The sequence below is a fragment of the Cronobacter sp. HA18003 genome (assembly GCF_011605905.1).
Lineage (GTDB): Bacteria > Pseudomonadota > Gammaproteobacteria > Enterobacterales > Enterobacteriaceae > Cronobacter > Cronobacter sakazakii.
Genome location: NZ_JAANQO010000023.1, coordinates 195,190 through 219,171, shown reverse-complemented (window position 1 = coordinate 219,171; position 23,982 = coordinate 195,190). Strand labels below are relative to the sequence as shown.

General features: G+C 55.0%; 21 protein-coding genes and 1 other annotated feature. Of the genes, 15 read left to right on the top strand and 6 right to left on the bottom strand.

The features are described 5' to 3' along the window. Positions 1–181: 181 nt before the first annotated feature. From thrL to thrC, 4 genes are all read left to right on the top strand, one after another. Complete coding sequence (thrL, locus tag G6041_RS15020) at positions 182–250, top strand: thr operon leader peptide (protein ID WP_071601047.1); 69 nt, start codon at positions 182–184, stop codon at positions 248–250. After that, positions 189–306 (top strand) — a sequence feature (Thr leader region). Its footprint overlaps the gene before it by 62 nt. Before the next feature lie 25 nt (positions 307–331). Beyond that, the gene (thrA, locus tag G6041_RS15015; RefSeq protein ID WP_012125814.1) at positions 332–2,794 is read left to right on the top strand and encodes a bifunctional aspartate kinase/homoserine dehydrogenase I; all 2,463 of its coding nucleotides are present in this window, start codon (positions 332–334) and stop codon (positions 2,792–2,794) included. A 1-nt stretch (position 2,795) separates the two neighbouring features. Further along, positions 2,796–3,725, top strand: a complete 930-nt coding sequence (gene thrB / locus G6041_RS15010) for a homoserine kinase (RefSeq protein WP_007781610.1) — start codon at positions 2,796–2,798, stop codon at positions 3,723–3,725. 3 nt (positions 3,726–3,728) lie between these two features. Then, positions 3,729–5,018 carry a threonine synthase gene (thrC, locus tag G6041_RS15005; RefSeq protein ID WP_012125813.1) on the top strand — a complete coding sequence of 430 codons (1,290 nt, stop codon included), beginning with the start codon at positions 3,729–3,731 and terminating at the stop codon, positions 5,016–5,018. A gap of 51 nt (positions 5,019–5,069) precedes the next feature. Here the strand turns inward: thrC and yaaA are convergent, their stop codons facing one another. Together yaaA and G6041_RS14995 are read right to left on the bottom strand one after the other, a co-directional pair. Continuing rightward, positions 5,070–5,843 carry a peroxide stress protein YaaA gene (gene yaaA / locus G6041_RS15000; protein ID WP_012125812.1) on the bottom strand — a complete coding sequence of 258 codons (774 nt, stop codon included), beginning with the start codon at positions 5,841–5,843 and terminating at the stop codon, positions 5,070–5,072. Between the two features lie 78 nt (positions 5,844–5,921). Beyond that, positions 5,922–7,346 carry an alanine/glycine:cation symporter family protein gene (locus tag G6041_RS14995; protein WP_012125811.1) on the bottom strand — a complete coding sequence of 475 codons (1,425 nt, stop codon included), beginning with the start codon at positions 7,344–7,346 and terminating at the stop codon, positions 5,922–5,924. Between the two features lie 205 nt (positions 7,347–7,551). Here G6041_RS14995 and tal point away from each other — a divergent pair, with 205 nt between their 5' ends. The 3 genes from tal to G6041_RS14980 all read left to right on the top strand — a co-directional run bounded on the left by tal (position 7,552) and on the right by G6041_RS14980 (position 10,630). Continuing rightward, a complete protein-coding gene (gene tal / locus G6041_RS14990; protein ID WP_004386273.1) occupies positions 7,552–8,505 on the top strand; it encodes a transaldolase in 954 nt (317 codons plus the stop codon). A gap of 108 nt (positions 8,506–8,613) precedes the next feature. Continuing rightward, positions 8,614–9,201, top strand: coding sequence for a molybdopterin adenylyltransferase (gene mog / locus G6041_RS14985; protein WP_012125810.1), 588 nt, complete (start codon positions 8,614–8,616; stop codon positions 9,199–9,201). 127 nt (positions 9,202–9,328) lie between these two features. After that, positions 9,329–10,630 carry an MFS transporter gene (locus tag G6041_RS14980; protein ID WP_012125809.1) on the top strand — a complete coding sequence of 434 codons (1,302 nt, stop codon included), beginning with the start codon at positions 9,329–9,331 and terminating at the stop codon, positions 10,628–10,630. A gap of 57 nt (positions 10,631–10,687) precedes the next feature. Here the strand turns inward: G6041_RS14980 and satP are convergent, their stop codons facing one another. Further along, positions 10,688–11,254, bottom strand: coding sequence for an acetate uptake transporter (gene satP, locus G6041_RS14975; protein ID WP_012125808.1), 567 nt, complete (start codon positions 11,252–11,254; stop codon positions 10,688–10,690). Positions 11,255–11,545: 291 nt separating this feature from the next. On the opposite strand from satP, the gene dnaK reads away from it, so the two are divergent. The 4 genes from dnaK to G6041_RS14955 all read left to right on the top strand — a co-directional run bounded on the left by dnaK (position 11,546) and on the right by G6041_RS14955 (position 16,427). Continuing rightward, positions 11,546–13,462 carry a molecular chaperone DnaK gene (gene dnaK, locus G6041_RS14970; protein WP_004386269.1) on the top strand — a complete coding sequence of 639 codons (1,917 nt, stop codon included), beginning with the start codon at positions 11,546–11,548 and terminating at the stop codon, positions 13,460–13,462. A gap of 84 nt (positions 13,463–13,546) precedes the next feature. Further along, positions 13,547–14,686: a molecular chaperone DnaJ gene (dnaJ, locus tag G6041_RS14965; protein WP_004386268.1), complete on the top strand. Its 1,140-nt coding sequence runs from the start codon at positions 13,547–13,549 to the stop codon at positions 14,684–14,686. A 271-nt stretch (positions 14,687–14,957) separates the two neighbouring features. After that, positions 14,958–15,905: a LysR family transcriptional regulator gene (locus G6041_RS14960; protein WP_004386266.1), complete on the top strand. Its 948-nt coding sequence runs from the start codon at positions 14,958–14,960 to the stop codon at positions 15,903–15,905. A 183-nt stretch (positions 15,906–16,088) separates the two neighbouring features. Further along, positions 16,089–16,427: a phage holin family protein gene (locus G6041_RS14955; RefSeq protein WP_004386265.1), complete on the top strand. Its 339-nt coding sequence runs from the start codon at positions 16,089–16,091 to the stop codon at positions 16,425–16,427. 47 nt (positions 16,428–16,474) lie between these two features. Here the strand turns inward: G6041_RS14955 and G6041_RS14950 are convergent, their stop codons facing one another. Together G6041_RS14950 and G6041_RS14945 are read right to left on the bottom strand one after the other, a co-directional pair. Then, positions 16,475–17,014, bottom strand: a complete 540-nt coding sequence (locus G6041_RS14950) for a glycoside hydrolase family 108 protein (protein WP_007864128.1) — start codon at positions 17,012–17,014, stop codon at positions 16,475–16,477. Between the two features lie 21 nt (positions 17,015–17,035). Next, positions 17,036–17,482: a winged helix-turn-helix domain-containing protein gene (locus G6041_RS14945; protein ID WP_004386264.1), complete on the bottom strand. Its 447-nt coding sequence runs from the start codon at positions 17,480–17,482 to the stop codon at positions 17,036–17,038. A gap of 402 nt (positions 17,483–17,884) precedes the next feature. Between G6041_RS14945 and G6041_RS14940 the strand changes: the two genes are divergently transcribed. The 3 genes from G6041_RS14940 (at position 17,885) to nhaR (ending at position 22,347) form a co-directional block, all read left to right on the top strand. Continuing rightward, on the top strand, positions 17,885–19,972 hold the full coding sequence (locus G6041_RS14940) for a glycosyl hydrolase family 18 protein (RefSeq protein WP_012125804.1): 2,088 nt from the start codon (positions 17,885–17,887) through the stop codon (positions 19,970–19,972). A 234-nt stretch (positions 19,973–20,206) separates the two neighbouring features. Further along, positions 20,207–21,379, top strand: coding sequence for a Na+/H+ antiporter NhaA (gene nhaA / locus G6041_RS14935; protein ID WP_012125803.1), 1,173 nt, complete (start codon positions 20,207–20,209; stop codon positions 21,377–21,379). 71 nt (positions 21,380–21,450) lie between these two features. Next, the gene (gene nhaR / locus G6041_RS14930) at positions 21,451–22,347 is read left to right on the top strand and encodes a transcriptional activator NhaR (protein ID WP_007864137.1); all 897 of its coding nucleotides are present in this window, start codon (positions 21,451–21,453) and stop codon (positions 22,345–22,347) included. A gap of 76 nt (positions 22,348–22,423) precedes the next feature. Here the strand turns inward: nhaR and rpsT are convergent, their stop codons facing one another. Next, positions 22,424–22,687, bottom strand: a complete 264-nt coding sequence (rpsT, locus tag G6041_RS14925; protein ID WP_004386260.1) for a 30S ribosomal protein S20 — start codon at positions 22,685–22,687, stop codon at positions 22,424–22,426. Between the two features lie 317 nt (positions 22,688–23,004). Here rpsT and ribF point away from each other — a divergent pair, with 317 nt between their 5' ends. Beyond that, positions 23,005–23,943, top strand: a complete 939-nt coding sequence (gene ribF / locus G6041_RS14915) for a bifunctional riboflavin kinase/FAD synthetase (RefSeq protein WP_054628575.1) — start codon at positions 23,005–23,007, stop codon at positions 23,941–23,943. The last annotated feature ends 39 nt before the right edge of the window (positions 23,944–23,982 follow it).

The window sequence follows — 23,982 nt, the reverse complement described above, 5'->3', positions numbered from 1 at the left end:
AAATGCTAAAGAGGCAGGGCGTTTGCCGGTTTTTCGGGCCGTGAGTGCGGCTTTTATCGGTATCCGTGGGGAAAGTTTCGGCCGGTGCGTAAATGAAATATTCGTTGACTTAACCTGACGATTACTTTAACCAATAGAGATACAGGACAGAAAACAGAAAAGTACAGAGCACACAACATCCATGATTCGCATCAGCCTGACTACCATTATTACTACCACCACCATTACCACAGGTAACGGGGCGGGCTGACGCGTACAGGAAAAACTGAAAAAAGCCCGCACCTGAACAGTGCGGGCTTTTTTTTCGGCATAAAATCAAGGGGTAACAACAATGCGAGTGTTGAAATTCGGCGGTACATCGGTCGCGAACGCAGAACGCTTTATGCGTGTCGCCGACATTCTGGAGAGCAATGCCAGGCAGGGGCAGGTAGCGACCGTTCTTTCTGCCCCCGCAAAAATCACCAACCATCTGGTGGCGATGATTGAAAAAACCATCAGTGGCCAGGATGCCCTGCCGAATATCAGCGATGCCGAACGTATTTTTGCCGAACTCCTGAAAGGCCTCAGCGACGCCCAGCCTGAATTCCCGTATGCGCAGATGAAAGCGCTGGTCGATCAGGAATTCGCCCAAATTAAACATGTGCTGCACGGCATCAGCCTGCTCGGCCAGTGCCCGGACAGCATCAACGCGGCGCTGATCTGCCGCGGCGAAAAACTCTCAATCGCTATTATGTCGGCGCTGCTTGAGGCGCGCGGCCATAAAGTCACGGTCATTGATCCGGTGGAGAAACTGCTCGCGGTCGGCCATTACCTTGAATCCACGGTCGATATCACCGAATCCACCCGCCGCATCGCGGCCAGCAAAATCCCGGCGGATCATATGATCCTGATGGCCGGTTTTACCGCCGGGAACGACAAAGGCGAGCTGGTCGTGCTCGGGCGCAACGGCTCTGATTATTCCGCCGCAGTGCTGGCGGCGTGTCTGCGCGCCGACTGTTGTGAGATCTGGACCGACGTCGATGGCGTTTATACCTGTGACCCGCGCCAGGTGCCGGACGCCAGGCTCCTGAAGTCGATGTCGTATCAGGAGGCCATGGAGCTCTCCTACTTCGGCGCTAAAGTTCTTCACCCTCGCACTATTACCCCCATCGCCCAGTTCCAGATCCCTTGTCTGATTAAAAATACCGGTAACCCGCAGGCGCCAGGCACGCTGATTGGCGCGTCCAGCGATGAAGATGGCCTGCCGGTGAAAGGCATCAGCAACCTGAACAATATGGCGATGTTTAACGTCTCCGGCCCCGGCATGAAAGGCATGGTGGGGATGGCGGCGCGCGTGTTCGCGACCATGTCCCGCGCCGGGATCTCGGTGGTGCTGATAACCCAGTCGTCCTCAGAGTACAGCATCAGCTTCTGCGTGCCGCAAAGCGACTGCGCCCGCGCGCAGCGAGCAATGGAAGAGGAATTCTATCTGGAGCTGAAAGAAGGGCTGCTGGAGCCGCTCTCCATCATGGAGCGGCTGGCGATTATCTCGGTGGTGGGCGACGGCATGCGCACGCTGCGCGGCATCTCCGCCAAATTCTTCGCGGCGCTCGCCCGCGCCAACATTAACATCGTGGCGATCGCGCAGGGCTCGTCTGAGCGTTCTATATCTGTGGTGGTGAGTAATGATGACGCCACCACCGGCGTGCGGGTCACGCATCAGATGCTGTTTAACACCGATCAGGTAATCGAAGTGTTTGTCATCGGCGTCGGCGGCGTTGGCGGCGCGCTGCTGGAGCAGCTTAAGCGCCAGCAGGCGTGGCTCAAGCAGAAGCATATCGATCTGCGCGTTTGCGGTGTCGCCAATTCCCGCGCGTTGCTGACCAACGTTCACGGTCTCGATCTGGAGAACTGGCGCGCGGCGCTGGAAGAGGCCAACGAGCCGTTTAATCTCGGCCGCCTGATCCGTCTCGTGAAAGAGTATCATCTGCTGAACCCGGTGATTGTCGACTGTACGTCTAACCAGGCGGTGGCGGATCAGTACGCCGATTTCCTGCGCGAAGGCTTCCACGTGGTGACGCCCAACAAAAAGGCTAACACGTCGTCAATGGCGTACTACCACCAGCTGCGCCACGCCGCCGCCGCGTCGCGCCGCAAATTCCTCTATGACACCAACGTTGGCGCGGGGCTGCCCGTAATCGAAAACCTGCAAAACCTGCTGAATGCGGGCGATGAGCTGCAACGCTTCGCGGGCATTCTCTCCGGCTCGCTCTCTTTTATCTTCGGTAAGCTGGATGAGGGCATGAGCCTCTCTGAAGCAACCACGATGGCGCGCAAAATGGGCTATACCGAGCCGGATCCGCGCGACGATCTCTCCGGCATGGATGTGGCGCGTAAACTGCTGATCCTGGCGCGTGAAACAGGCCGCCATCTTGAGCTTAGCGATATCGTTATTGAGCCGGTACTGCCGGAAAGCTTTGACGACAGCGGCGATACCGAAAGCTTTATGGCGCGTCTACCGCAACTGGACGACGAGTTCGCCGCCCGCGTGGCGCAGGCCCGCGATGAAGGCAAAGTGCTGCGTTATATCGGCACCATTGAAGAAGATGGCGTCTGCCGCGTGAAAATCGCCGCCGTTGACGGCAACGATCCGCTCTATAAAGTGAAAAACGGCGAAAACGCGCTGGCGTTCTACAGCCGTTACTATCAGCCGCTGCCGCTGGTGCTGCGCGGCTACGGCGCAGGTAATGATGTCACGGCGGCGGGCGTGTTCGCCGATCTGCTGCGCACCCTGTCATGGAAGTTAGGAGTTTAAGATGGTTAAAGTGTATGCCCCGGCCTCCATTGGCAACGTCAGCGTGGGGTTTGACGTATTAGGCGCGGCGGTATCGCCGGTGAATGGCGAGCTGTTGGGCGACTGCGTAACGGTGGAAGCGGCGGCGGAATTTTCGCTGACCAACACCGGGCGCTTCGTCAGCAAGCTGCCCGCCGAGCCGCGCGAAAATATCGCCTGGCAGTGCTGGGAGCGTTTTTGTCAGGAGATAGGCAAAACCGTGCCGGTCGCCATGACGCTTGAAAAAAATATGCCGATAGGCTCCGGGCTAGGCTCCAGCGCCTGTTCGGTGGTCGCGGGCCTGATGGCGATGAACGAATTTTGCGGCAAGCCGCTTAGCGATGACCGCCTGCTGACGCTGATGGGCGAGCTGGAAGGGCGCATCTCCGGCAGCATTCATTACGATAACGTCGCGCCCTGTTTTCTGGGCGGGCTGCAGCTGATGCTGGAAGAAAACAACATTATCAGCCAGCCGGTGCCGTGCTTTGATGAGTGGCTGTGGGTAATGGCGTATCCGGGCATTAAAGTCTCTACCGCCGAGGCGCGGGCGATTTTACCGGCGCAGTATCGCCGTCAGGATTGCATCAGCCACGGGCGCTATCTCGCGGGCTTTATTCACGCCTGCCATACGCGCCAGCCGCAGCTTGCCGCTAAACTGATGCGTGACGTCATCGCCGAGCCTTACCGCACAAAACTGCTGCCGGGCTTTAGCGAGGCGCGTCAGGCGGCGCTGGAGACCGGAGCGCTCGCCTGCGGGATCTCCGGCTCCGGCCCGACGCTGTTCGCGGTCTGCGATAAAACCGACACCGCGCAGCGGGTGGCAGAGTGGCTGAAGCAGCACTATCTGCAAAATCAGGAAGGCTTTGTACATATTTGCCGTCTCGACACGGCTGGCGCACGAGTACTGGGATAACGCATGAAACTTTATAATCTGAAAGATCATAACGAGCAGGTCAGCTTTGCGCAGGCCGTCACGCAGGGACTGGGTAAAAATCAGGGGCTGTTTTTCCCGCATGATTTGCCGGAATTCAGCCTGACTGAGATCGACGAAATGCTGGAGATGGATTTTGTCTCCCGCAGCAGCAAAATCCTCTCCGCTTATATCGGCGATGAAATTCCGACGGACACGCTGCGTCAGCGCGTGGAAAAGGCGTTCACCTTCCCGGCGCCGGTAAGCCAGGTAACGGAAGATATCGGCTGTCTGGAGCTGTTCCACGGCCCGACGCTGGCGTTCAAAGATTTCGGCGGCCGTTTTATGGCGCAGATGCTGACGCAAATCAGCGGCGATAAACCGGTAACCATTCTGACTGCAACCTCCGGCGACACGGGCGCGGCAGTAGCCCACGCGTTTTACGGCCTGAAAAACGTGCAGGTAGTAATTCTCTATCCGCGCGGCAAAATCAGCCCGCTGCAGGAAAAACTGTTCTGTACGCTTGGCGGCAATATTGAAACCGTCGCCATCGACGGCGATTTCGACGCCTGTCAGGCGCTGGTGAAACAGGCGTTTGATGACGAAGAGCTGAAGGCGAAACTTGGCCTTAACTCTGCTAACTCCATTAACATCAGCCGCCTGCTGGCGCAGATCTGCTACTACTTTGAAGCTGTCGCGCAGCTGCCGCAGGAAGCCCGCAACCAGCTGGTGGTGTCGGTGCCGAGCGGCAACTTCGGCGATCTCACCGCCGGGCTGCTGGCAAAATCCGCCGGGCTGCCGGTGAAGCGCTTTATCGCCGCCACCAATGCCAACGACACCGTGCCGCGTTTCCTGCAACACGGCGAGTGGCTGCCGAATGCGACGGTGGCGACGCTCTCGAACGCGATGGATGTGTCACAGCCAAACAACTGGCCGCGCGTGGAAGAACTCTTCCGCCGTAAAATCTGGCGTCTTAACGAGCTGGGTGTGGCAACCATCGACGATGACACCACAAAGGCAACCATGCGCGAACTGCGCGAGCTGGGGTATCTCTCTGAGCCGCACGCGGCGGTGGCTTACCGCGCGCTGCGCGATCAGCTACGCCCTGGCGAGTACGGGCTGTTCCTCGGCACCGCGCATCCGGCGAAATTCAAAGAGAGCGTGGAAGCGGTGCTTGGCGAAACGCTGGAACTCCCGCCGGAGCTTGCCGAACGCGTCGATCTGCCGCTGCTGTCGCATTCGCTGCCGGCGGATTTCGCTGCGCTGCGTGAACTGATGATGAGCAAAGCGCCGTAAGCGGCGCAGGCTGAATGAAGGGAAAAGCCGCCTGTCTCGCAGGCGGCTTTTTTATTGCTCGTGGCGCTTAAAGACCAGTTCGTTGCCTGCTGATGACGCTTCGTCGAAGAAGTAACCTTCGCTGTCGAACGCCGTCAGCTGTTCCGGTTTTGTCAGGCGATGTTCAATGATGTAACGGCTCATCAGGCCGCGCGCTTTTTTGGCATAGAAGCTGATGACTTTAAACTTGCCGTTCTTCTCATCGAGGAACACCGGCTTGATGATTTCCGCGTTCAGTTTCGCAGGCTTCACCGCTTTGAAATATTCATCTGACGCCAGATTCACCACCACGTTATCGCCCTGAGCGGCGATCGCCTCGTTGAGTTTTTGGGTAATCGTCTCGCCCCAGAAGCTGTAAAGATCTTTGCCTTTCGGGGTGGCGAGCCGCGTGCCCATCTCCAGACGGTACGGCTGCATCAGATCGAGCGGGCGCAGCACGCCGTAAAGCCCGGAAAGCATCCGCAGGTGCTGCTGGGCGAAATCGAAATCCGCGTCGCTGAAAGTTTCCGCCTGCAGGCCTGTGTAAACGTCACCTTTAAACGCCAGAATCGCCTGACGGGCGTTATCCGGTGTGAAATCCGGTTGCCAGTCATTAAAACGAGTGGCGTTCAGCGACGCCAGCTTGCTGCTGATACTCATGAGATTGGCAATCTCTTCGTCGGTTAAGCGGCGGGCCACATCAATAAGCTGCTGCGCATGATCGAGCAGTTCAGGCTGCGTGAAACGCGTTGTGGCAAGCGGGCTCTGGTAATCCAGCGTCTTGGCGGGGGAAATAAGAATCAGCATGACGTTTCCTTTCTTGGTTTTCTCGAAACTCTACCAAAGAACGCCGCAAAGTGAACCAATGGCTGCGATTGAAAGCGCTTAATCCAGCGGCGCGCTGCGCCAGACTTCCGGTTCCACCTGACGCGCTATCTCCGGGTAGCGATCGGTGTTAAAGACGGGCCGTAAGCCGAGCCTACGCTGGCGCAGGTAGTCGTCAGCAATGCACTTCACGACCGGCGAGAGCAGCAGAATGGCGGTGAGATTCATGACGGCCATTAACGCCATCGCCACTTCGGCGACCTGGCGCAGCAGCGGCAGATTCAGGAACGGCCCGGCAAACACCATCGCGATGACTGACGTGCGCAGCAGCCAGCGATAAGGCGGCGTATAGCGGCGCAAAAACACCAGATTGTTTTCGGCATAGGCGTAATTGGCGACGATGGAGATAAACGCGAAGAGCACAATCACGCCTGCCACCAGATCTTTTGCCCAGGGGCCAGCGAGCAGACCCAGCGATTCGCGCGCGAGCGTCAGTCCGTCGGTCGCTGTCGCAGACGGGTACGCCAGCAGCACGATAAACGCGGTAGACGAACAGATAACCAGCGTGTCGACAAACACGCCGATCATCTGCACGATACCCTGCGCCGCAGGGTGGGGCGGCCATGAGGTGGCCGCCGCCGCCGCATTGGGCGACGCGCCCATCCCTGCTTCGTTGGAGAACATACCGCGCTGAAAACCGCTGGTCAGCGCCTGGCTTATCGTCCAGCCAGCCGCGCCAGCGGCGGCTTCATGCCAGCCAAAAGCGCTGCGAACGATTAGCCAGAGGATCTCGGGCAGCGCGGCGATATGCATCACCATCACTACCAGCGCCGTGATGATCCAGATGCCTGCAATTGGCGGCACGGCGAAACGCATCAGGCGCGCCACACGGTTAAAACTGAGCACCAGCATCGGCAGCAGGCACAAAGCCAGCACTCCGCTGCTGACGGGCAGGGAGAGAGTGAAGGTGTTGCTAAGCGCTTTTGAGAGCGCGCCCGCCTGCGCGGCATTAAAGAGAAGTCCGAAAGTGAAGATTAAAAAGAGGGAAAACAGCACGCCCAGCCAGCGCATGCCGAGCCCACGCTCCATATACCAGGCGGGCCCGCCGCGAAAATAACCGTCTCTGTCTCGCCCTTTATAGAGCTGGCCCAGCGCGTTTTCAGCAAAAGAGGTGGCCATGCCGATAAGGCCTGCGACCCACATCCAGAACACGGCACCCGGCCCGCCGCTGATGATGGCGAGCGCAACGCCCGCGATATTGCCGCTGCCGACGCGCGCGGCGATGCTGGTGCAGAGCGCTTCGAACGCCGTCAGCCCGCTGCCGGAAGGGCGCAGGCTGCGGCTTAACGCGCGCGGGAAAAAGCGCAGATAGCGGAACTGAATAAACCGTGTGCGCCAGGAGAACCAGAGACCCGCGCCTGCGAGCAGGTACAGCATCGCTGATTCCCATAATATTTCGCTGATAAATAACAGAAAATCCGACATGCCTGTTCCTCGCAGCGCCACTCTGCCTTATTGCCTGCGGCGGGGATGCCGACATGCCTTCCATGAAAGCGCAGAGCCTGAAATAAAAGCAGTTTATCACATGGCAACGACGCGATTGCCCCGGTTGCGCTCGAAAAGTCTCGTGATATCATCACCGCAGACCGGTTACATTCCCTGACACGTAGTTCAAAAGAGAAACACTATCATGACGGATAAATTGACCTCCCTTCGTCAGTTCACCACTGTGGTTGCTGACACTGGAGATATCGCGGCAATGAAGCTGTACCAGCCGCAGGATGCCACGACTAACCCTTCTCTGATCCTTAACGCCGCGCAGATCCCTGAATACCGTAAACTGATTGACGATGCGGTGACCTGGGCGAAAAGCCAGAGCAGCGACCGCGCGCAGCAGGTCGTGGACGCCACCGACAAACTGGCAGTGAATATCGGTCTGGAAATCCTGAAGCTTATCCCTGGCCGTATCTCTACCGAAGTGGACGCGCGTCTGTCCTATGACACTGAAGGCAGCATCGCCAAAGCCAAGCGCCTGATCAAACTCTACAACGACGCCGGCATCAGCAACGATCGCATCCTGATCAAACTGGCTTCCACCTGGCAGGGCATCCGCGCCGCGGAGCAGCTGGAAAAAGAAGGCATCAACTGTAACCTGACGCTGCTGTTCTCCTTCGCGCAGGCGCGCGCGTGTGCTGAAGCGGGCGTGTATCTGATCTCCCCGTTTGTGGGCCGTATCCTCGACTGGTACAAAGCGAACACCGACAAGAAAGAATACGCGCCGCAGGAAGATCCGGGCGTGGTGTCTGTGACGGAAATCTACCAGTACTATAAACAGCACGGCTATGAAACCGTGGTAATGGGCGCAAGCTTCCGTAACGTCGGCGAAATCCTTGAGCTGGCGGGTTGCGACCGTCTCACCATCGCGCCTGCGCTCCTGAAAGAGCTGGCGGAAAGCGAAGGCGCGGTTGAGCGCAAACTCGCGTTCAACGGCGAGGTGAAAGCGCGTCCGGCACGTCTGACCGAATCCCAGTTCTTCTGGGAGCACAACCAGGATCCGATGGCCGTGGACAAACTGGCGGACGGTATCCGCAAGTTCGCCATTGACCAGGAAAAACTGGAAAAAATGGTCGAAGAACTGCTGTAATCCCTCCGTGGCCGGTTCCGCCGGCCACGTTTCTTGCACTCTCTCCCTGTCTGCAAACCGCGCTGGCGTGTATCATTTCGCAAAACTGCACTGATTTTCGGAAATGATATGGATACGTTACGCATAGGCTTAGTTTCAGTTTCTGACCGCGCTTCCAGCGGTGTGTATCAGGATAAAGGCATTCCGGCGCTCGAAGCGTGGCTTACGCAGGCGCTGACGACTCCGTTCGTGCTGGAGACGCGTCTGGTGCCTGACGAGCAGCCGCTCATTGAACAGACGCTCTGCGAACTGGTGGATGAAATGGGCTGCCATCTGGTACTGACCACTGGCGGCACTGGCCCTGCGCGTCGCGATGTGACGCCGGACGCCACGCTCGCTATCGCTGACCGTGAAATGCCAGGCTTTGGCGAACAGATGCGCCAGATTAGCCTCAACTTCGTGCCGACCGCGATTCTGTCGCGCCAGGTGGGCGTCATTCGCAAGCAGGCGCTGATCCTTAATCTTCCCGGCCAGCCAAAATCCATTCAGGAGACGCTTGAAGGGCTGAAAGATGAGCAGGGAAAAGTGAAAGTGGCAGGAATATTTGCCAGCGTGCCGTACTGCATCCAGCTGCTGGATGGCCCTTATGTTGAGACTAACGCCAGCGTGGTAGCGGCTTTTCGTCCAAAAAGCGCAATTCGCGACGTAAAAAACTAATTATTTGCTGTTCTTGGCATAAATGCCCGTTGGGCGTGGCGTGATGGTGATTTAACGATATAGTCACTTTAAGTTTACGCTTTTGCAGTAAGCTAATTCACGCCCACCTCTTTACAAACGGTTCGTTATGGAACAGCAAACACGCCCTCTTAATCGTCAGGATTATAAAACCCTGACGCTGGCGGCCCTTGGCGGCGCGCTGGAATTCTACGATTTCATTATCTTCGTCTTTTTCGCGGCAGTGGTGGGAGAGCTTTTCTTCCCGCCGGATATCCCGGAGTGGCTGCGTCAGGTGCAGACGTTTGGGATCTTCGCCGCGGGTTATCTGGCAAGGCCGCTTGGCGGCATCATCATGGCGCACTTCGGCGATCTGGTCGGGCGCAAAAAGATGTTTACACTGAGCATTTTGCTCATGGCGGTGCCGACGCTGCTGATAGGCCTGCTGCCGGATTACGCCGCGATGGGCATCGCCGCACCGGTGTTGCTGCTGCTAATGCGTATTTTGCAGGGCGCGGCGATTGGCGGCGAGGTGCCCGGCGCGTGGGTGTTTGTGGCGGAACATGTGCCGGAAAAACGCATCGGTATCGCCTGTGGCACGCTGACGGCGGGCCTGACGGTGGGCATTCTGCTCGGCTCCGTGGTCGCTACGATTATTAACACCAGCATGACGGCGCAGGCCATCCATGACGGCGGCTGGCGTATTCCTTTCCTGCTCGGCGGCGCGTTTGGGCTGGTGGCGATGTATCTGCGCCGCTGGCTTCAGGAGACGCCGATTTTCCTTGAGATGCAGCAGCGCAAGGCGCTGGCGCAGGAGCTGCCGGTAAAAGCCGTGGTGGTGAAGCATCGCCAGGCGGTGGTGATTTCTATGCTGCTGACCTGGCTGCTCTCGGCGGGGATTGTCGTTGTGATCCTGATGTCGCCGGTGTGGCTGCAAAAACAGTACGGCTTTGCGCCTGCGGTGACGTTACAGGCTAACAGCATCGCGACGATGATGCTCTGCGTCGGTTGCCTGCTGGCCGGGCTTGCCGCCGACCGCTTCGGCGCAAGCCGGACGTTTATTGTCGGTAGCGTGTTGCTGGCGGTTGCCAGCTGGGCGTTTTATCACCTTTCCGGCACGCACCCGGAGCAGCTTTTTCTTCTCTACGGGCTGGTGGGGCTGTGCGTCGGCGTAGTGGGGGCCGTGCCGTTCGTAATGGTGCGCGCATTCCCGGCAGAAGTGCGCTTTACCGGCATTTCGTTCTCCTACAACGTGGCGTACGCCATTTTTGGTGGGTTAACGCCTGTCGCGGTGACGATGCTGATGGGCGTCTCGCCGATGGCACCCGCGTGGTACGTGCTGGCGCTTTCCGTTATGGGGCTTGGGCTTGGCGTGTGGCTTGGCCGAAAGCGGCAGGTTGAGAGCCGGAGCGCGGTGGCGGCGCAACCGTAGTTCAGGCAGGAATAATAAAGAAGCGACGTCGTGCCCGCGGGCACGACGTCGGGTAAATCAGCGTTTCTCGCCGATCGGCAGTACGGTACGGCCATACTGTTCGTTCAGCACTTCGCCCATCGCCAGCCAGATAGCACTCGCGCCGCACACCAGACCAATCCAGCCTGCGATATGTACGATGCTTTCGTTATCCATCAGATGACCGACGGCCAACAGCGCGAACAGCACCGTCAGGCTCAGGAAGACGAACTGCAGCATGCGAGCGCCACCCAGCGTGCCAAAGAACATAAACAGCGTGAACACGCCCCAGATGCCTAAGTAAACGCCGAGGAAATGCCCGTTGGCCGCGTCCGCCAGGCCCATTTTCGGCAGCAGCAGAATAGCGACCAGCGTCAGCCAGAATGAGCCATAGGACGTAAACGCCGTTAAGCCGAAGGTATTGCCTTTTTTATATTCCAGCAGACCGGCAAAAATTTGCGCGATACCGCCGTAGAAAATCCCCATCGCCAGAATAATGCCGTCCAGCGGGAACATCCCGATGTTGTGCAGATTGAGCAGAATGGTAGTCATACCAAAGCCCATTAACCCCAGGGGGGCCGGATTAGCCAACTTAATGTTGCCCATAAACCCTCAAAAGAAGAAGAAAATTTGCAAAAAGTAACGCCCCGTACGTTATCTTCCGTGGCGGGGCGCGGCATCATAATCAGGCCGTTTCGCGCCGTCTATGATCCCGGAGGGGAGAAAATAAAAAAATTTTGCGTATTACCCCTTGATGGCGGACAAGCCGACCCCATCTTGTAGTCAACCGCAAAGGATGAGCCTGAAAAAAAGGGCGGTGGACGGTTGAATCCCCACCGTTAGCCCGCATAACAGGTTCATACCACATGATGACGATTTTTTAGTGGAGACGTTTAGATGGGTAAAATTATTGGTATTGACCTGGGTACAACCAACTCTTGTGTAGCGATTATGGATGGCACTCAGGCTCGCGTGCTGGAAAATGCGGAAGGCGATCGCACCACGCCTTCGATCATTGCATACACTCAGGATGGTGAAACTCTGGTAGGTCAGCCGGCTAAACGTCAGGCAGTGACTAACCCGCAGAACACCCTGTTTGCGATCAAACGCCTGATCGGCCGCCGCTTCCAGGACGAAGAAGTTCAGCGCGACGTGTCTATCATGCCGTACAAAATCATTTCCGCTGATAACGGCGACGCCTGGCTGGATGTGAAAGGCCAGAAAATGGCGCCGCCGCAGATCTCCGCGGAAGTGCTGAAAAAAATGAAGAAAACCGCCGAGGATTACCTGGGCGAGCCGGTGACTGAAGCGGTCATTACCGTTCCGGCTTACTTCAACGACGCGCAGCGCCAGGCGACCAAAGACGCCGGCCGTATCGCGGGTCTGGAAGTAAAACGTATCATCAACGAACCGACCGCCGCTGCGCTGGCTTACGGTCTTGATAAAGAAACCGGCAACCGCACCATCGCGGTCTACGACCTGGGTGGTGGTACGTTCGATATCTCCATCATCGAAATCGATGAAGTTGACGGTGAAAAAACCTTCGAAGTTCTGGCAACCAACGGTGATACCCACCTGGGTGGTGAAGACTTCGACAGCCGCCTGATCAACTATCTGGTAGAAGAGTTCAAGAAAGATCAGGGTATCGACCTGCGTAACGACCCGCTGGCGATGCAGCGCCTGAAAGAAGCCGCAGAAAAAGCGAAAATCGAGCTTTCTTCTGCGCAGCAGACCGACGTGAACCTGCCGTACATCACTGCAGACGCGACCGGTCCGAAACACATGAACATCAAAGTGACTCGCGCGAAACTGGAAAGCCTGGTGGAAGACCTGGTGAACCGTTCTATCGAGCCGCTGAAAGTTGCACTGCAGGACGCTGGCCTGTCGGTTTCTGACATCAACGACGTTATCCTGGTCGGTGGTCAGACCCGTATGCCGATGGTTCAGAAGAAAGTGGCTGAGTTCTTTGGTAAAGAGCCGCGTAAAGACGTTAACCCGGACGAAGCTGTGGCTATCGGTGCAGCGGTTCAGGGTGGTGTACTGACCGGCGACGTGAAAGACGTACTGCTGCTGGACGTTACCCCGCTGTCTCTGGGTATCGAAACTATGGGTGGCGTGATGACCCCGCTCATCACCAAAAACACCACGATCCCGACCAAGCACAGCCAGGTGTTCTCTACTGCAGAAGACAACCAGTCTGCCGTGACCATTCACGTGCTGCAGGGTGAGCGTAAACGCGCTGCGGATAACAAGTCTCTGGGTCAGTTCAACCTGGATGGCATTAACCCGGCACCGCGCGGTATGCCGCAGATCGAAGTCACCTTTGACATCGACGCCGACGGTATTCTGCACGTGTCTGCGAAAGACAAAAACAGCGGTAAAGAACAGAAAATCACCATCAAGGCTTCTTCTGGTCTGAACGAAGAAGAAATCCAGAAAATGGTGCGTGAAGCGGAAGCGAACGCTGAAGCTGACCGTAAGTTCGAAGAGCTGGTGCAGACCCGTAACCAGGCGGATCACCTGGTGCACAGCACCCGTAAGCAGGTTGAAGAAGCAGGCGACAAACTGCCGGCTGATGACAAAACCGCTATCGAATCCGCTCTGAGCGCGCTGGAAGCGTCCCTGAAAGGCGAAGACAAAGCGGATATCGAAGCGAAAATGCAGGCGCTGGCGCAGGTTTCCCAGAAGCTGATGGAAATCGCTCAGCAGCAGCATGCTCAGCAGCAGGCGGGCTCCGCTGACGCTTCTGCGAACAATGCGAAAGATGACGACGTCGTTGACGCTGAGTTCGAAGAAGTAAAAGACAAAAAATAATCGCCCTGATGCAGGGTAGATAACACTGGCACGGGCGTAGGAGTTTCTCCACGCCCGTGCACGCATGTCAGGGGCAGATAAAACATGGCGAAGAAAGACTATTACGAAATTTTAGGCGTCCCGAAAACGGCGGACGAGCGTGAAATAAAAAAGGCGTATAAACGCCTGGCCATGAAATTTCACCCGGACCGTAACCAGGGTGATAAAGAGGCCGAAGCCAAATTCAAAGAAATTAAAGAAGCTTACGAAATCCTCACCGATGCGCAAAAACGCGCCGCCTACGATCAGTACGGCCACGCGGCCTTTGAACAAGGCGGTATGGGCGGCGGTGGTTTCGGCGGCGGCTTCGGTAATGGCGCTGACTTCAGCGATATTTTCGGCGACGTCTTCGGCGATATTTTTGGCGGTGGACGCGGCCGTCGCGCCTCTCGCGGCGCGGATTTACGCTACAACATGGAGCTGACGCTCGAAGAAGCGGTTCGTGGCGTGACGAAAGAAATTCGTATCCCGACGCTGGAAGAGTGTGAAGTTTGCCACGGCAGCGGTGCCAAACCAGGCAGCCAGCCGCAGACCTGTCCGACCTGTCATGGCGCAGGCCAGGTACAGATGCGTCAGGGCTTTTTCGCGGTACAGCAGACCTGTCCGCACTGTCAGGGCCGCGGTACGCTGATTAAAGATCCGTGCAACAGCTGCCACGGTCACGGGCGTATCGAGAAAACCAAAACGCTGTCGGTGAAAATCCCGGCGGGCGTGGATACCGGTGATCGCATTCGTCTGGCTGGTGAAGGCGAAGCGGGTGAGCAGGGCGCACCGGCAGGCGATCTGTACGTTCAGGTGCAGGTGAAACAGCACCCGATCTTTGAGCGTGAAGGTAACAATCTCTACTGCGAAGTGCCGATCAACTTTGCGATGGCGGCGCTGGGCGGCGAGATTGAAGTTCCGACGCTGGATGGCCGTGTGATGCTGAAAGTGCCGAGCGAAACCCAGACCGGTAAGCTGTTCCGCATGCGCGGCAAAGGCGTGAAATCGGTCCGTGGCGGCGCGCAGGGTGATTTACTGTGTCGTGTCGTGGTGGAAACCCCGGTCGGCCTGAACGATCGTCAGAAAGCGTTGCTTCAGGAGCTGCAGGAAAGCTTTGGCGGCCCGACTGGCGAAAAGAACAGCCCACGCTCTAAAAGCTTTTTCGACGGTGTGAAAAAGTTCTTTGACGACCTGACCCGTTAACCTTTCGGTTTTAACGAATCATGGATGAGCCTGAAACGGTATTTGCCGTTTCAGGCTTTTTTTATACTCAGTTTTTACTTAATCATAATAAATAACAGCGAAGCGGATATTAACATTGTCTTGCACCAGTCTGGTGGCTCAGGAACAAATAGTGTGGCTTGCGCCGCCATTTTAGATAAGGACGTTGTAGAGGATATAAATTGATTTTGCCAGCAGCCGTCGAAGCTTATATTTTGTACCTTCCCCTACCGGCGCCAGGACACTCTGTGAGATGAAGAAGAAGAATGGTGTCAAAGAATTTGATTATAATCTAATCAAAGTCCTTGATGCGGTGATCACCGCGGGCAATGCCACTCGTGCTTCCCGTCAACTTCAGGTCACTCCTGCCGCCATTACGCTTGCTATTCAACGTCTCCAGCAAACCTATAACGAAGAACTTTTTATTCGTACTCGCGAAGGCCTGATGCCAACACCGCGTGCGCACGAAATTCACCGCGCCTATAGTAAGGTGCTGGATATGATTGACGCCACCTTTGATCATGACGCCAGGATATCGCCCTGGTGTGAAATGAAAATTATGGGTGACGATATCAGCGAGCAGTACTACATTTCGCAACTGTTTGATATGGAGATGTTTGAGCGTTTTCGGCTGCATTGCTCATCAGTCTCAGGGAAAGATTCTTCAAAGAAAATCAGCGACATAAGAAACGGAAAGGGCGATCTGCTGATAAGCACACATTATTTCAGCGATCCCGATATTGAGCAGATCATTCTTGATCAATACCGTACTTATACCGCCGTCTGTCACGTTCAGAATCCGCTTTGTGAACTACAGCAGTTAACGCTCGCTAATCTTTTTACCTCCCGGCATGCCATTTATTATCCTTACGCGATAACACCAAGACTAAAAAAAGAAATCACAAACAATGAATCCTTCTCTTTTTTTAATAGCCATTTTTCAGTTGGGTATAATACAGAATCAATAAATGGGTTATTAAGTATTATTGAAAACTCATCCATGATAGCGATATTACCGGAAAAGATAGCGCGTTTTTTTCAGTCGCAGGGACGGTATCGGATTGCATTAATCGATCTTCCTGACGCCATAGAGTTTGAAATAATTAAGATTTATGCCTACTGGTATCGTCATAACCCGCAACGCGATCAGATAAGAGATGTTATTGCAATGCTGCAAACTCTTATCAATTATCGTAAATAGCCTTTCACAGACACGTAAATCACTGGCTAAAAAAAATGGGTAAAAAAAACATCGGTGCGTCAAAGAATCGATGAAGACCGGGCATGAGATTAAATGATTAGCGACCTACTGGTTAGATTGCTAACTTTATCGCATCGCCAGACGGCGTAATTATTTATCGTCTACTTATTACCGAGGTTTATTATGTCTATTGCAGCTCATGTCGCCGCCCCTAAACTGGTTCTGGTTGAACTGGAGATCTTATTAACGATTATTGCAATCGGAGGGTGGGGGGGCTTTGTCAGTTATCTGATGAAGCGTGAAAGAAATGACACCCATAAAGATATTATGGATTGTCTGGCTCAGATAGCGATTTCCTGCTTTACCGCTTTTCTGTTGAGCGTGGCGGCTATTGACCGCAACATGAGTTTTAATATGGTGCTGATGGTCGCAGGGCTCGGTGGGGTGTTTGCCACGCCGATATTGCGGGTGCTGAGCGAGAAAGTGAAAAACTTCCTGAGTGGCGCCTCGTTGCTAAAATAAGCACAACAAAAAGCCCGCTGTGATAAGCGGGCTTTTTTTCAGGCCAGTCAGGAGAGCGTGACTCTTTCACGCAGCCAGCCATAGATGAACGCCTCGTTTGCCTCGCGTTTTTCCGTAATCTCCAGATAGTAATCGCCTTGCGTACAGTTAAGCGCCTTAACCAGCACGCTCTCGCCCTCTTTGCCACGCTTATCCAGATACGTTTTCAACGCATTCAGGGTGTTTCTTCCGATAACGCCGTCCACGGTCAAATCGTGATAAAACGCTTGTTGATTGTTGAATACGTTCAGCCAGCGCTGCAGCCATCGGGCAGGCACCGAAGGCCCGATATTCGTCCCCGCTTCGCATAGCTCAAACGCGACAGGCAGCGAGTATTGTGCGACCTGGTCAAACCCCGGCGCTGTCCAGTAATCTTGCTCCAGTATGCGGTACGCCTCATCGCGGCTCAGATCCCGCATATTCCCTTTGTAGCCGTGCGCTCTTGCCGTTTTCTCGGTAATACCCCATTTTGTCGGGCCTCCCCGATCGGCCGGATTATCCACATAACTGCCTTCAATATTCAGAATACCGTCGATAACAGGATTCATAGTGATTCCTCGCAACAGAGTTTATGGGTTACTTACATCCGTCAGAGTTAAAAGCGTCAGGACACAGAGGATGAACACGGCAAACACCGCCGCGGTCCAGAGCGCGCGTTTTGGCTTTTTCTTTTTTTCTTCGGTCAGGATGTCGACCGGCACATCATCATTCACTTTGATGCCAAGCTTAGGAATGGTGACAAAGAGGTCATTAATGCCGAGCGCGCGCAGATCCCGGCGCAGCAAGTACAGCACCTGCGTCAGGTTGGCATCGCTGATGAATTGTCCCCGGTTGCCCCATAAGAAAGCGGCGATTTGTTGCTTTTCAATCACACCATTTTTGGCGTTTTCAATAATAAAACTTAAGCATCGTGCCCGCATGGACGTCATTTTGATGACGCATGCGTTATCGGTATTTTTTAATTCGTTATTAGCCTCAGTAAAAATACAATTGTGGTTAATCAGATAACTTTTCATATATCACCTGTGAACAGATACGAATATATGGCGGGAGGTTCTCTGGCGCCTTTAAGAGTAGGGAGGCAGTTTATTAATTTCCACAGAATAGAATAAAAAATGCGTTGTTATTTAGCGAAACGCTAATACGGATCACGATTCCCCTGGCTTTTTAAATCTCTTTTAAGTTGGAATTAACGGCAGTTTAATCTTTAATGTATGATATATTGAGTTTCAACTGGTTGAATACAGTGATAAAAAATGAAAAAGATGGGTTTTGTTTGTTCTTTTGAAAGCGCTCTTTAAATCATTGTTGTTTTTTAAAATCATTTTTATTGGTTGTGACTGGAGGAATAGAAACTGGCCGATCATGATAGTTAGCGCAGAAAGTACTGCACTCACTTTTCACGAAGGAAAATAAACATGGCTACAAGTAAATTAATTCAGGGCGATAGCCTGACGGAAACCAGTAATGCTGCCGATGGTTTTAATCCAGCAAGCGAAACTGAAAAATACAGTTATACTTCAGCCCGCGTGGCGAAACCGGTATATAACAAATATAAGGCTGCTAATAAACCAAAAGTATTTGGTTATTATACTGACTGGTCGCAATATGATGGACGCCTGCAGGGTGATGACAGCCCCGCTAACCGGGGTCGCGGCTATGATCTGGCGAAGGTCTCGCCTACTGCGTATGACAAAATCGTTTTTGGTTTCCTCGGTATTGTTGGCGATAAAGGCGAAAAGCAATACACCATTGAAAACGCGGCTCGCCAGACCAACAAAAACACCAACGAACCCACTTTCCTCGATCCGTGGGGGGATTTTCAGTCTTATGAAAACTGCGGCCACACCACCAGCGGCTGGGATATCGACCCGGCTACGGTAACCCAGGCGACAACCAAAGGGCTGCTGGGCGGCCTGCGCGATCTCCAGCAAAAAGCGAAACAGCAGGGACATACCCTGGTGTTGTCGATGAGTATCGGTGGCTGGACCATGAGTAACGGTTTCCACGAGATGTCGAAAACCGACTCATCGCGCAAAACGTTCGCCGCCGGCGTGGTGAAGCTGTTCAAACAATTCCCGATGTTTAGCGAAGTGGATATCGACTGGGAATATCCAAACGCCGAAGGCAACGGCAACCCGCATGGCCCGGAAGATGGCGTGAATTACGCGTTGCTTATCGCTGAGATGAAAAAGCAGCTCAACGCGGCAGGGCGCAGCGATGTGAAAATCTCGATTGCCAGCTCAGCGGTTGTCTCTACGCTTGAGTATTCCAATATCAAAGCGCTGCTGGACGCGGGTCTCTACGCCATTAACGTCATGACCTATGACTTCTTCGGCACCCCGTGGGCGGATACGCTGACACACCACACCAACCTGACGCCGCTCACTGCGGGTGGATGGAGTATTGAGGCGGTAGTGGATTATCTGATTGCCGAAGGCTTCCCGTCCGATCGTATCAACATTGGCTACGCAGGTTATACCCGTAACGCCCGCAATGCGGTGATTGAAAGCTTCTCCCCGCTGAAAGGGTCTTATTCTCCGGGCAACGGCACCACGACCGGGAGTTTTGAATCCGGGAGTACCGAATGGTACGACACCATTTATAACTATCTGGATCTAGAAAATCAGAAAGGGCGCAACGGCTTTAACGTCTATACCGATAAAGTCGCTAACGCGGATTATCTCTATAACCCGCAAAGCAAACTGTTTATGTCGCTCGACACGCCGCGCTCGGTAAAAGCGAAAGGCCAGTATGCCGCGTCGCGTAACCTCGGCGGGTTATTTACCTGGACGATTGACCAGGATAATGGCGTGCTGGTGAATGCCGCACGCGAAGGGTTGGGTTATGAAATCGACACCCAGACCATCGATATGAAGCCGTTCTACTTCGAAGGCATCAATGTTGCTGAGCCGGATAACAGCGGCGGTGATAGCGAGCCGCAACCGACAGTCAACCATGCGCCCGTGGCGGCTATCCAGTTGCGGGTGGTCGGCGGTTCGCGCATTCAGCTCTCCGGTGAGTCGTCGCATGATGACGACAACGACGCGCTGAGCTTTAGCTGGGGCGTGCCAGGGACGATTACCGTCGCGGATAAGAGCGTCGCCGTGATTGAGTTTGACGTGCCTGTTGTTACCCAGAGCACCGATTACCAGTTCACGCTGTTTGTCCGCGACACCAAAAATGAGCCTTCGTCACAGCAGCGCTTTGTTGTCACTGCCGTGCCGGGTAATGCACCTGCGGGCGGCGACACTCCGGTGCCACAACCGACGCCTGAGCCGACACCGGATCCGACACCCACTCCGACGCCCACCCCGACCCCGGATACCGGCAGCGCGCCGTATCCGCTCTGGGATGCCGGCACGATTTACGGGGCGAAATGGGGATCTTTCGAGAAAGTCAGCTGGAAAGGCCACAACTATCAGGTGAACTGGTATTCGCAGGGCGAGCAGCCCGATCTCAACAGCGGGCCTTATCAGGTCTGGACAGATATCGGAACCTATTGAGTCGTCAACGTCACGATGATATTTGCCGCTCTGCCCGTGTTTGAGCGGACCTCTGGCCCCGGGGATGGATTACCGGGGCTTTTTTTGCCTGCCATTTACCCGATGTCATTTCCAATAATTCGTTTTAAACGATCTGTATGCCCAGAATAAACTGCTTTTCCGATGGATAAAGGCCGCTATCCTTATACCTGGTGTAAGTCAGTGAATACGTGACTCTATAATTCTGGGTAGACAATGATGATAAAAAAAGTAGAACGTTTCTTTAAAAGTGACGCAGCAGGCGGCATTGTGCTGATCGCCGCCGCCGCGCTGGCCATGCTTCTGGCAAACCTCAACGCCACTCAAGAGCTCTACACCGGCTTTCTCAGTACGCCGGTAGAATTAAAATTCGGGGCGCTGGAGATTAAAAAGAACATGCTGCTATGGGTGAACGACGCGCTGATGGCCGTGTTCTTCCTGTTGGTGGGGCTTGAGGTGAAGCGTGAGCTGGTACAGGGCTCGCTCGCCAGCCGTCGACAGGCGTCGCTGCCGGTGATTGCCGCGCTGGGCGGGATGGTGTTGCCTGCCGCGCTCTATCTGGCGTTCAATTTTCAGGATCCGATAACCCGCGCGGGCTGGGCTATCCCGGCGGCGACGGATATCGCGTTCGCCCTGGGGATTCTGGCGCTGCTCGGTAGCCGTGTGCCGCCCGCGCTGAAAGTTTTCCTGATGGCGCTGGCTATCATCGACGATCTGGGCGCGATTGTGATTATTGCGCTGTTCTATACCAGTTCGCTGTCGATGGTGTCGCTGATGGTGGCAGCTGGCGCTATCGCTGTACTGGCAGTGCTTAATCTCTGCAACGTGCGCCGCGTCGGGGTTTATATTCTTGTGGGCGTCGTGCTCTGGACGGCGGTGCTGAAATCGGGTGTCCATGCCACGCTTGCGGGCGTCATTATCGGCTTTTTCGTACCGCTTAAAGCGCAGAAGGGACATTCGCCCGCAGGCACGCTTGAGCATGCGCTCCACCCGTGGGTGGGTTTTCTCATCCTGCCGCTGTTTGCGTTCGCGAACGCAGGCGTTTCGCTGGATGGCGTCACGCTGGCGGGCCTGGCGTCGCTGCTGCCGCTTGGCATTATCGCCGGTTTGTTTATCGGTAAGCCGCTCGGCATCAGCCTGTTCTGCGCGCTGGCGGTAAAGCTTAAGTGGGCAACACTCCCGCCGGGCGTCAGCCAGAAGACGATTCTGGCCGTCGGCGTGCTGTGTGGTATCGGCTTTACGATGTCCATTTTCATCGCGTCGCTGGCTTTTGGTGATGTCGACGCAGCTCTGGTGACCTGGGCTAAGCTTGGCATTCTGGTCGGTTCATTATTGGCTGCGGTCATCGGCTATGCGCTCCTGCGCAGCCATTTATCACGGGCACCTTAACGCCTGGTTTATCATGCGGCCTTTCGGAGTAAAGGCCGCTTTGCCTCAGGGACTCCACAGAGAACGCGCTTATGTCTCATATCAATTACAACCACTTATATTATTTCTGGCAGGTTTGTAAGGAGGGCTCGGTCGTCGGTGCAGCCGAGGCGCTCTACCTTACGCCGCAAACCATTACCGGACAGATAAAAGCGCTGGAGGAGAGGCTACAGGGCAAACTGTTTAAGCGTAAGGGAAGAGGGCTTGAGCCGAGCGAGCTGGGGCAACTGGTGTTTCGTTATGCCGACCGCATGTTCACCCTAAGCCAGGAGATGCTGGACATCATCAACTACCGCAAAGAATCTCACTTATTGTTTGATGTCGGCGTGGCGGACGCCCTTTCGAAAAGGCTGGTCAGCGGCGTGCTCGACGCGGCGGTGGTGGAAGATGAGCAAATCCACCTGCGCTGTTTTGAATCGACGCACGAGATGCTGCTTGAGCAACTGAGCCAGCATAAGCTCGATATGATTATCTCCGATTGCCCCATCGACTCCACGCAGCAGGCGGGCCTGTTTTCCGTCAAAATTGGCGAGTGCAGCGTGAGCTTCTGGTGTCAGAGTCCGGCGCCGACAAAGCCGTTCCCGGCGTGTCTTGAAGAGCGCCGGTTACTGATACCCGGGCGTCGTTCCATGCTTGGGCGTAAATTACTGAACTGGATCCACTCGCAAGGGCTGAAGGTGGAAATTCTCGGCGAGTTTGACGACGCGGCGCTGATGAAAGCCTTTGGCGCGGCGCACAATGCTGTTTTTGTCGCACCAAGCCTCTATGCGCATGATTTTTACGAGGATGAGAATATTGTGGAGATAGGGCGCATGGATAACGTGATGGAGGAGTATCACGCGATTTTCGCAGAGCGAATGATTCAGCATCCGGCGGTGCAGCGCATCTGCAATCGTGACTATTCGGCGCTGTTTGTGCCGCCAAAATAAATCAGCAGGCATAAAAAAACCCGCATAAGCGGGTTTTTTTAACAAGCTGCTTGCAACAAGCGACAGCGAATGGCGATTAAGCCAGTTTGCTGATCTGTGCAGCCAGGTTAGCTTTATGACGAGCAGCTTTGTTTTTGTGGATCAGACCTTTAGCAGCCTGACGATCCACGATTGGTTGCATTTCGTTAAATGCTTTCTGTGCAGCAGCTTTGTCGCCAGCTTCAATCGCTGCGTACACTTTCTTAACGAAAGTACGCATCATAGAGCGACGGCTTGCGTTGTGCTTACGGGCCTTTTCAGACTGAACGGCACGCTTCTTAGCTGATTTGATATTAGCCAAGGTCCAACTCCCAAATATGATCTATGTGGACAATTCAAAGGCCGAGGAATATGCCCTTTCAGCCTTCTTTTGTCAATGGATTTGTGCAAATAAGCGCCGTTGTTATGCGGCGCTCGTTACGTAGTGATGGCGCAAGATTCTACCAGCTTGCCTCGTGCGAATACAGTCTTTGTGGGACAAAATTCGCGTTCAGTGCGAAACCCTGACGCAGCGCGATGAAATCGTTGCCGGTTTATGGCTGACAGGGCCAAATCGTCGGTTAACCTTATAGGCTGTACAAGGTATAATCCGACGATTTTCACTGTTCTGAGCCAGTCATGAAGCTGATACGCGGCATACATAATCTCACCTCTGAGCATCACGGTTGCGTGCTGACCATCGGCAATTTCGATGGCGTGCATCGTGGGCACCAGGCTTTGCTTGCCGGGCTATGCGCGCAAGGGCGCGAACGCGGCCTGCCCGTTATGGTCATGATTTTCGAGCCGCAGCCGCTTGAACTTTTCGCGGCCGATAAAGCGCCTGCACGGCTTACCCGGCTGCGCGAAAAGCTGCGCTACCTCGCCCGTTGCGGCGTGGATTACGTGCTGTGCATTCGTTTTGACCGCCGCTTTGCCGCGCTGACGGCTCAGAATTTCGTCAGCGATCTGCTGGTCGAGCGCCTCGGCGTGAAATTCCTGGCAACCGGTGACGATTTCCGCTTTGGCGCTGGTCGCGAAGGGGATTTCTTGTTATTACAGAAAGCCGGGCGCGAATATGGTTTTGAAGTCACCAGCACGCAAACGTTTTGCGAAGAGGGCGTGCGCATCAGCAGCACTGCCGTACGCCAGGCGCTCGCGCAGGATGACTTAAGCCTCGCAGAAAACCTGCTCGGACGGCCATTCGCCATCTCCGGGCGTGTGGTTCACGGCGACGCGCTCGGACGCACCATAGGTTTCCCGACGGCGAATTTACCGCTGCGCCGTCAGGTTTCGCCCGTTAAGGGCGTTTATGCGGTGGAGGTGCTGGGCATCAGCGACAAACCGCTGCCCGGCGTCGCCAATATCGGCACCCGCCCGACAGTGGCCGGCCTGCGTCAGCAGCTGGAAGTTCACTTGCTGGACGTTGCAATCGACCTCTACGGCCGCCATATAGATGTAGTGCTGTGTAAAAAAATACGCAATGAACAGCGGTTTGCCTCGCTTGATGAACTCAAGGCGCAAATCGCCAGAGACGTGATCACCGCCCGCGACTTTTTTGGGCTACCGACACCGGCGTAACGCCTGAATCGGCTAATTATCAAACCGAAATACGGAACC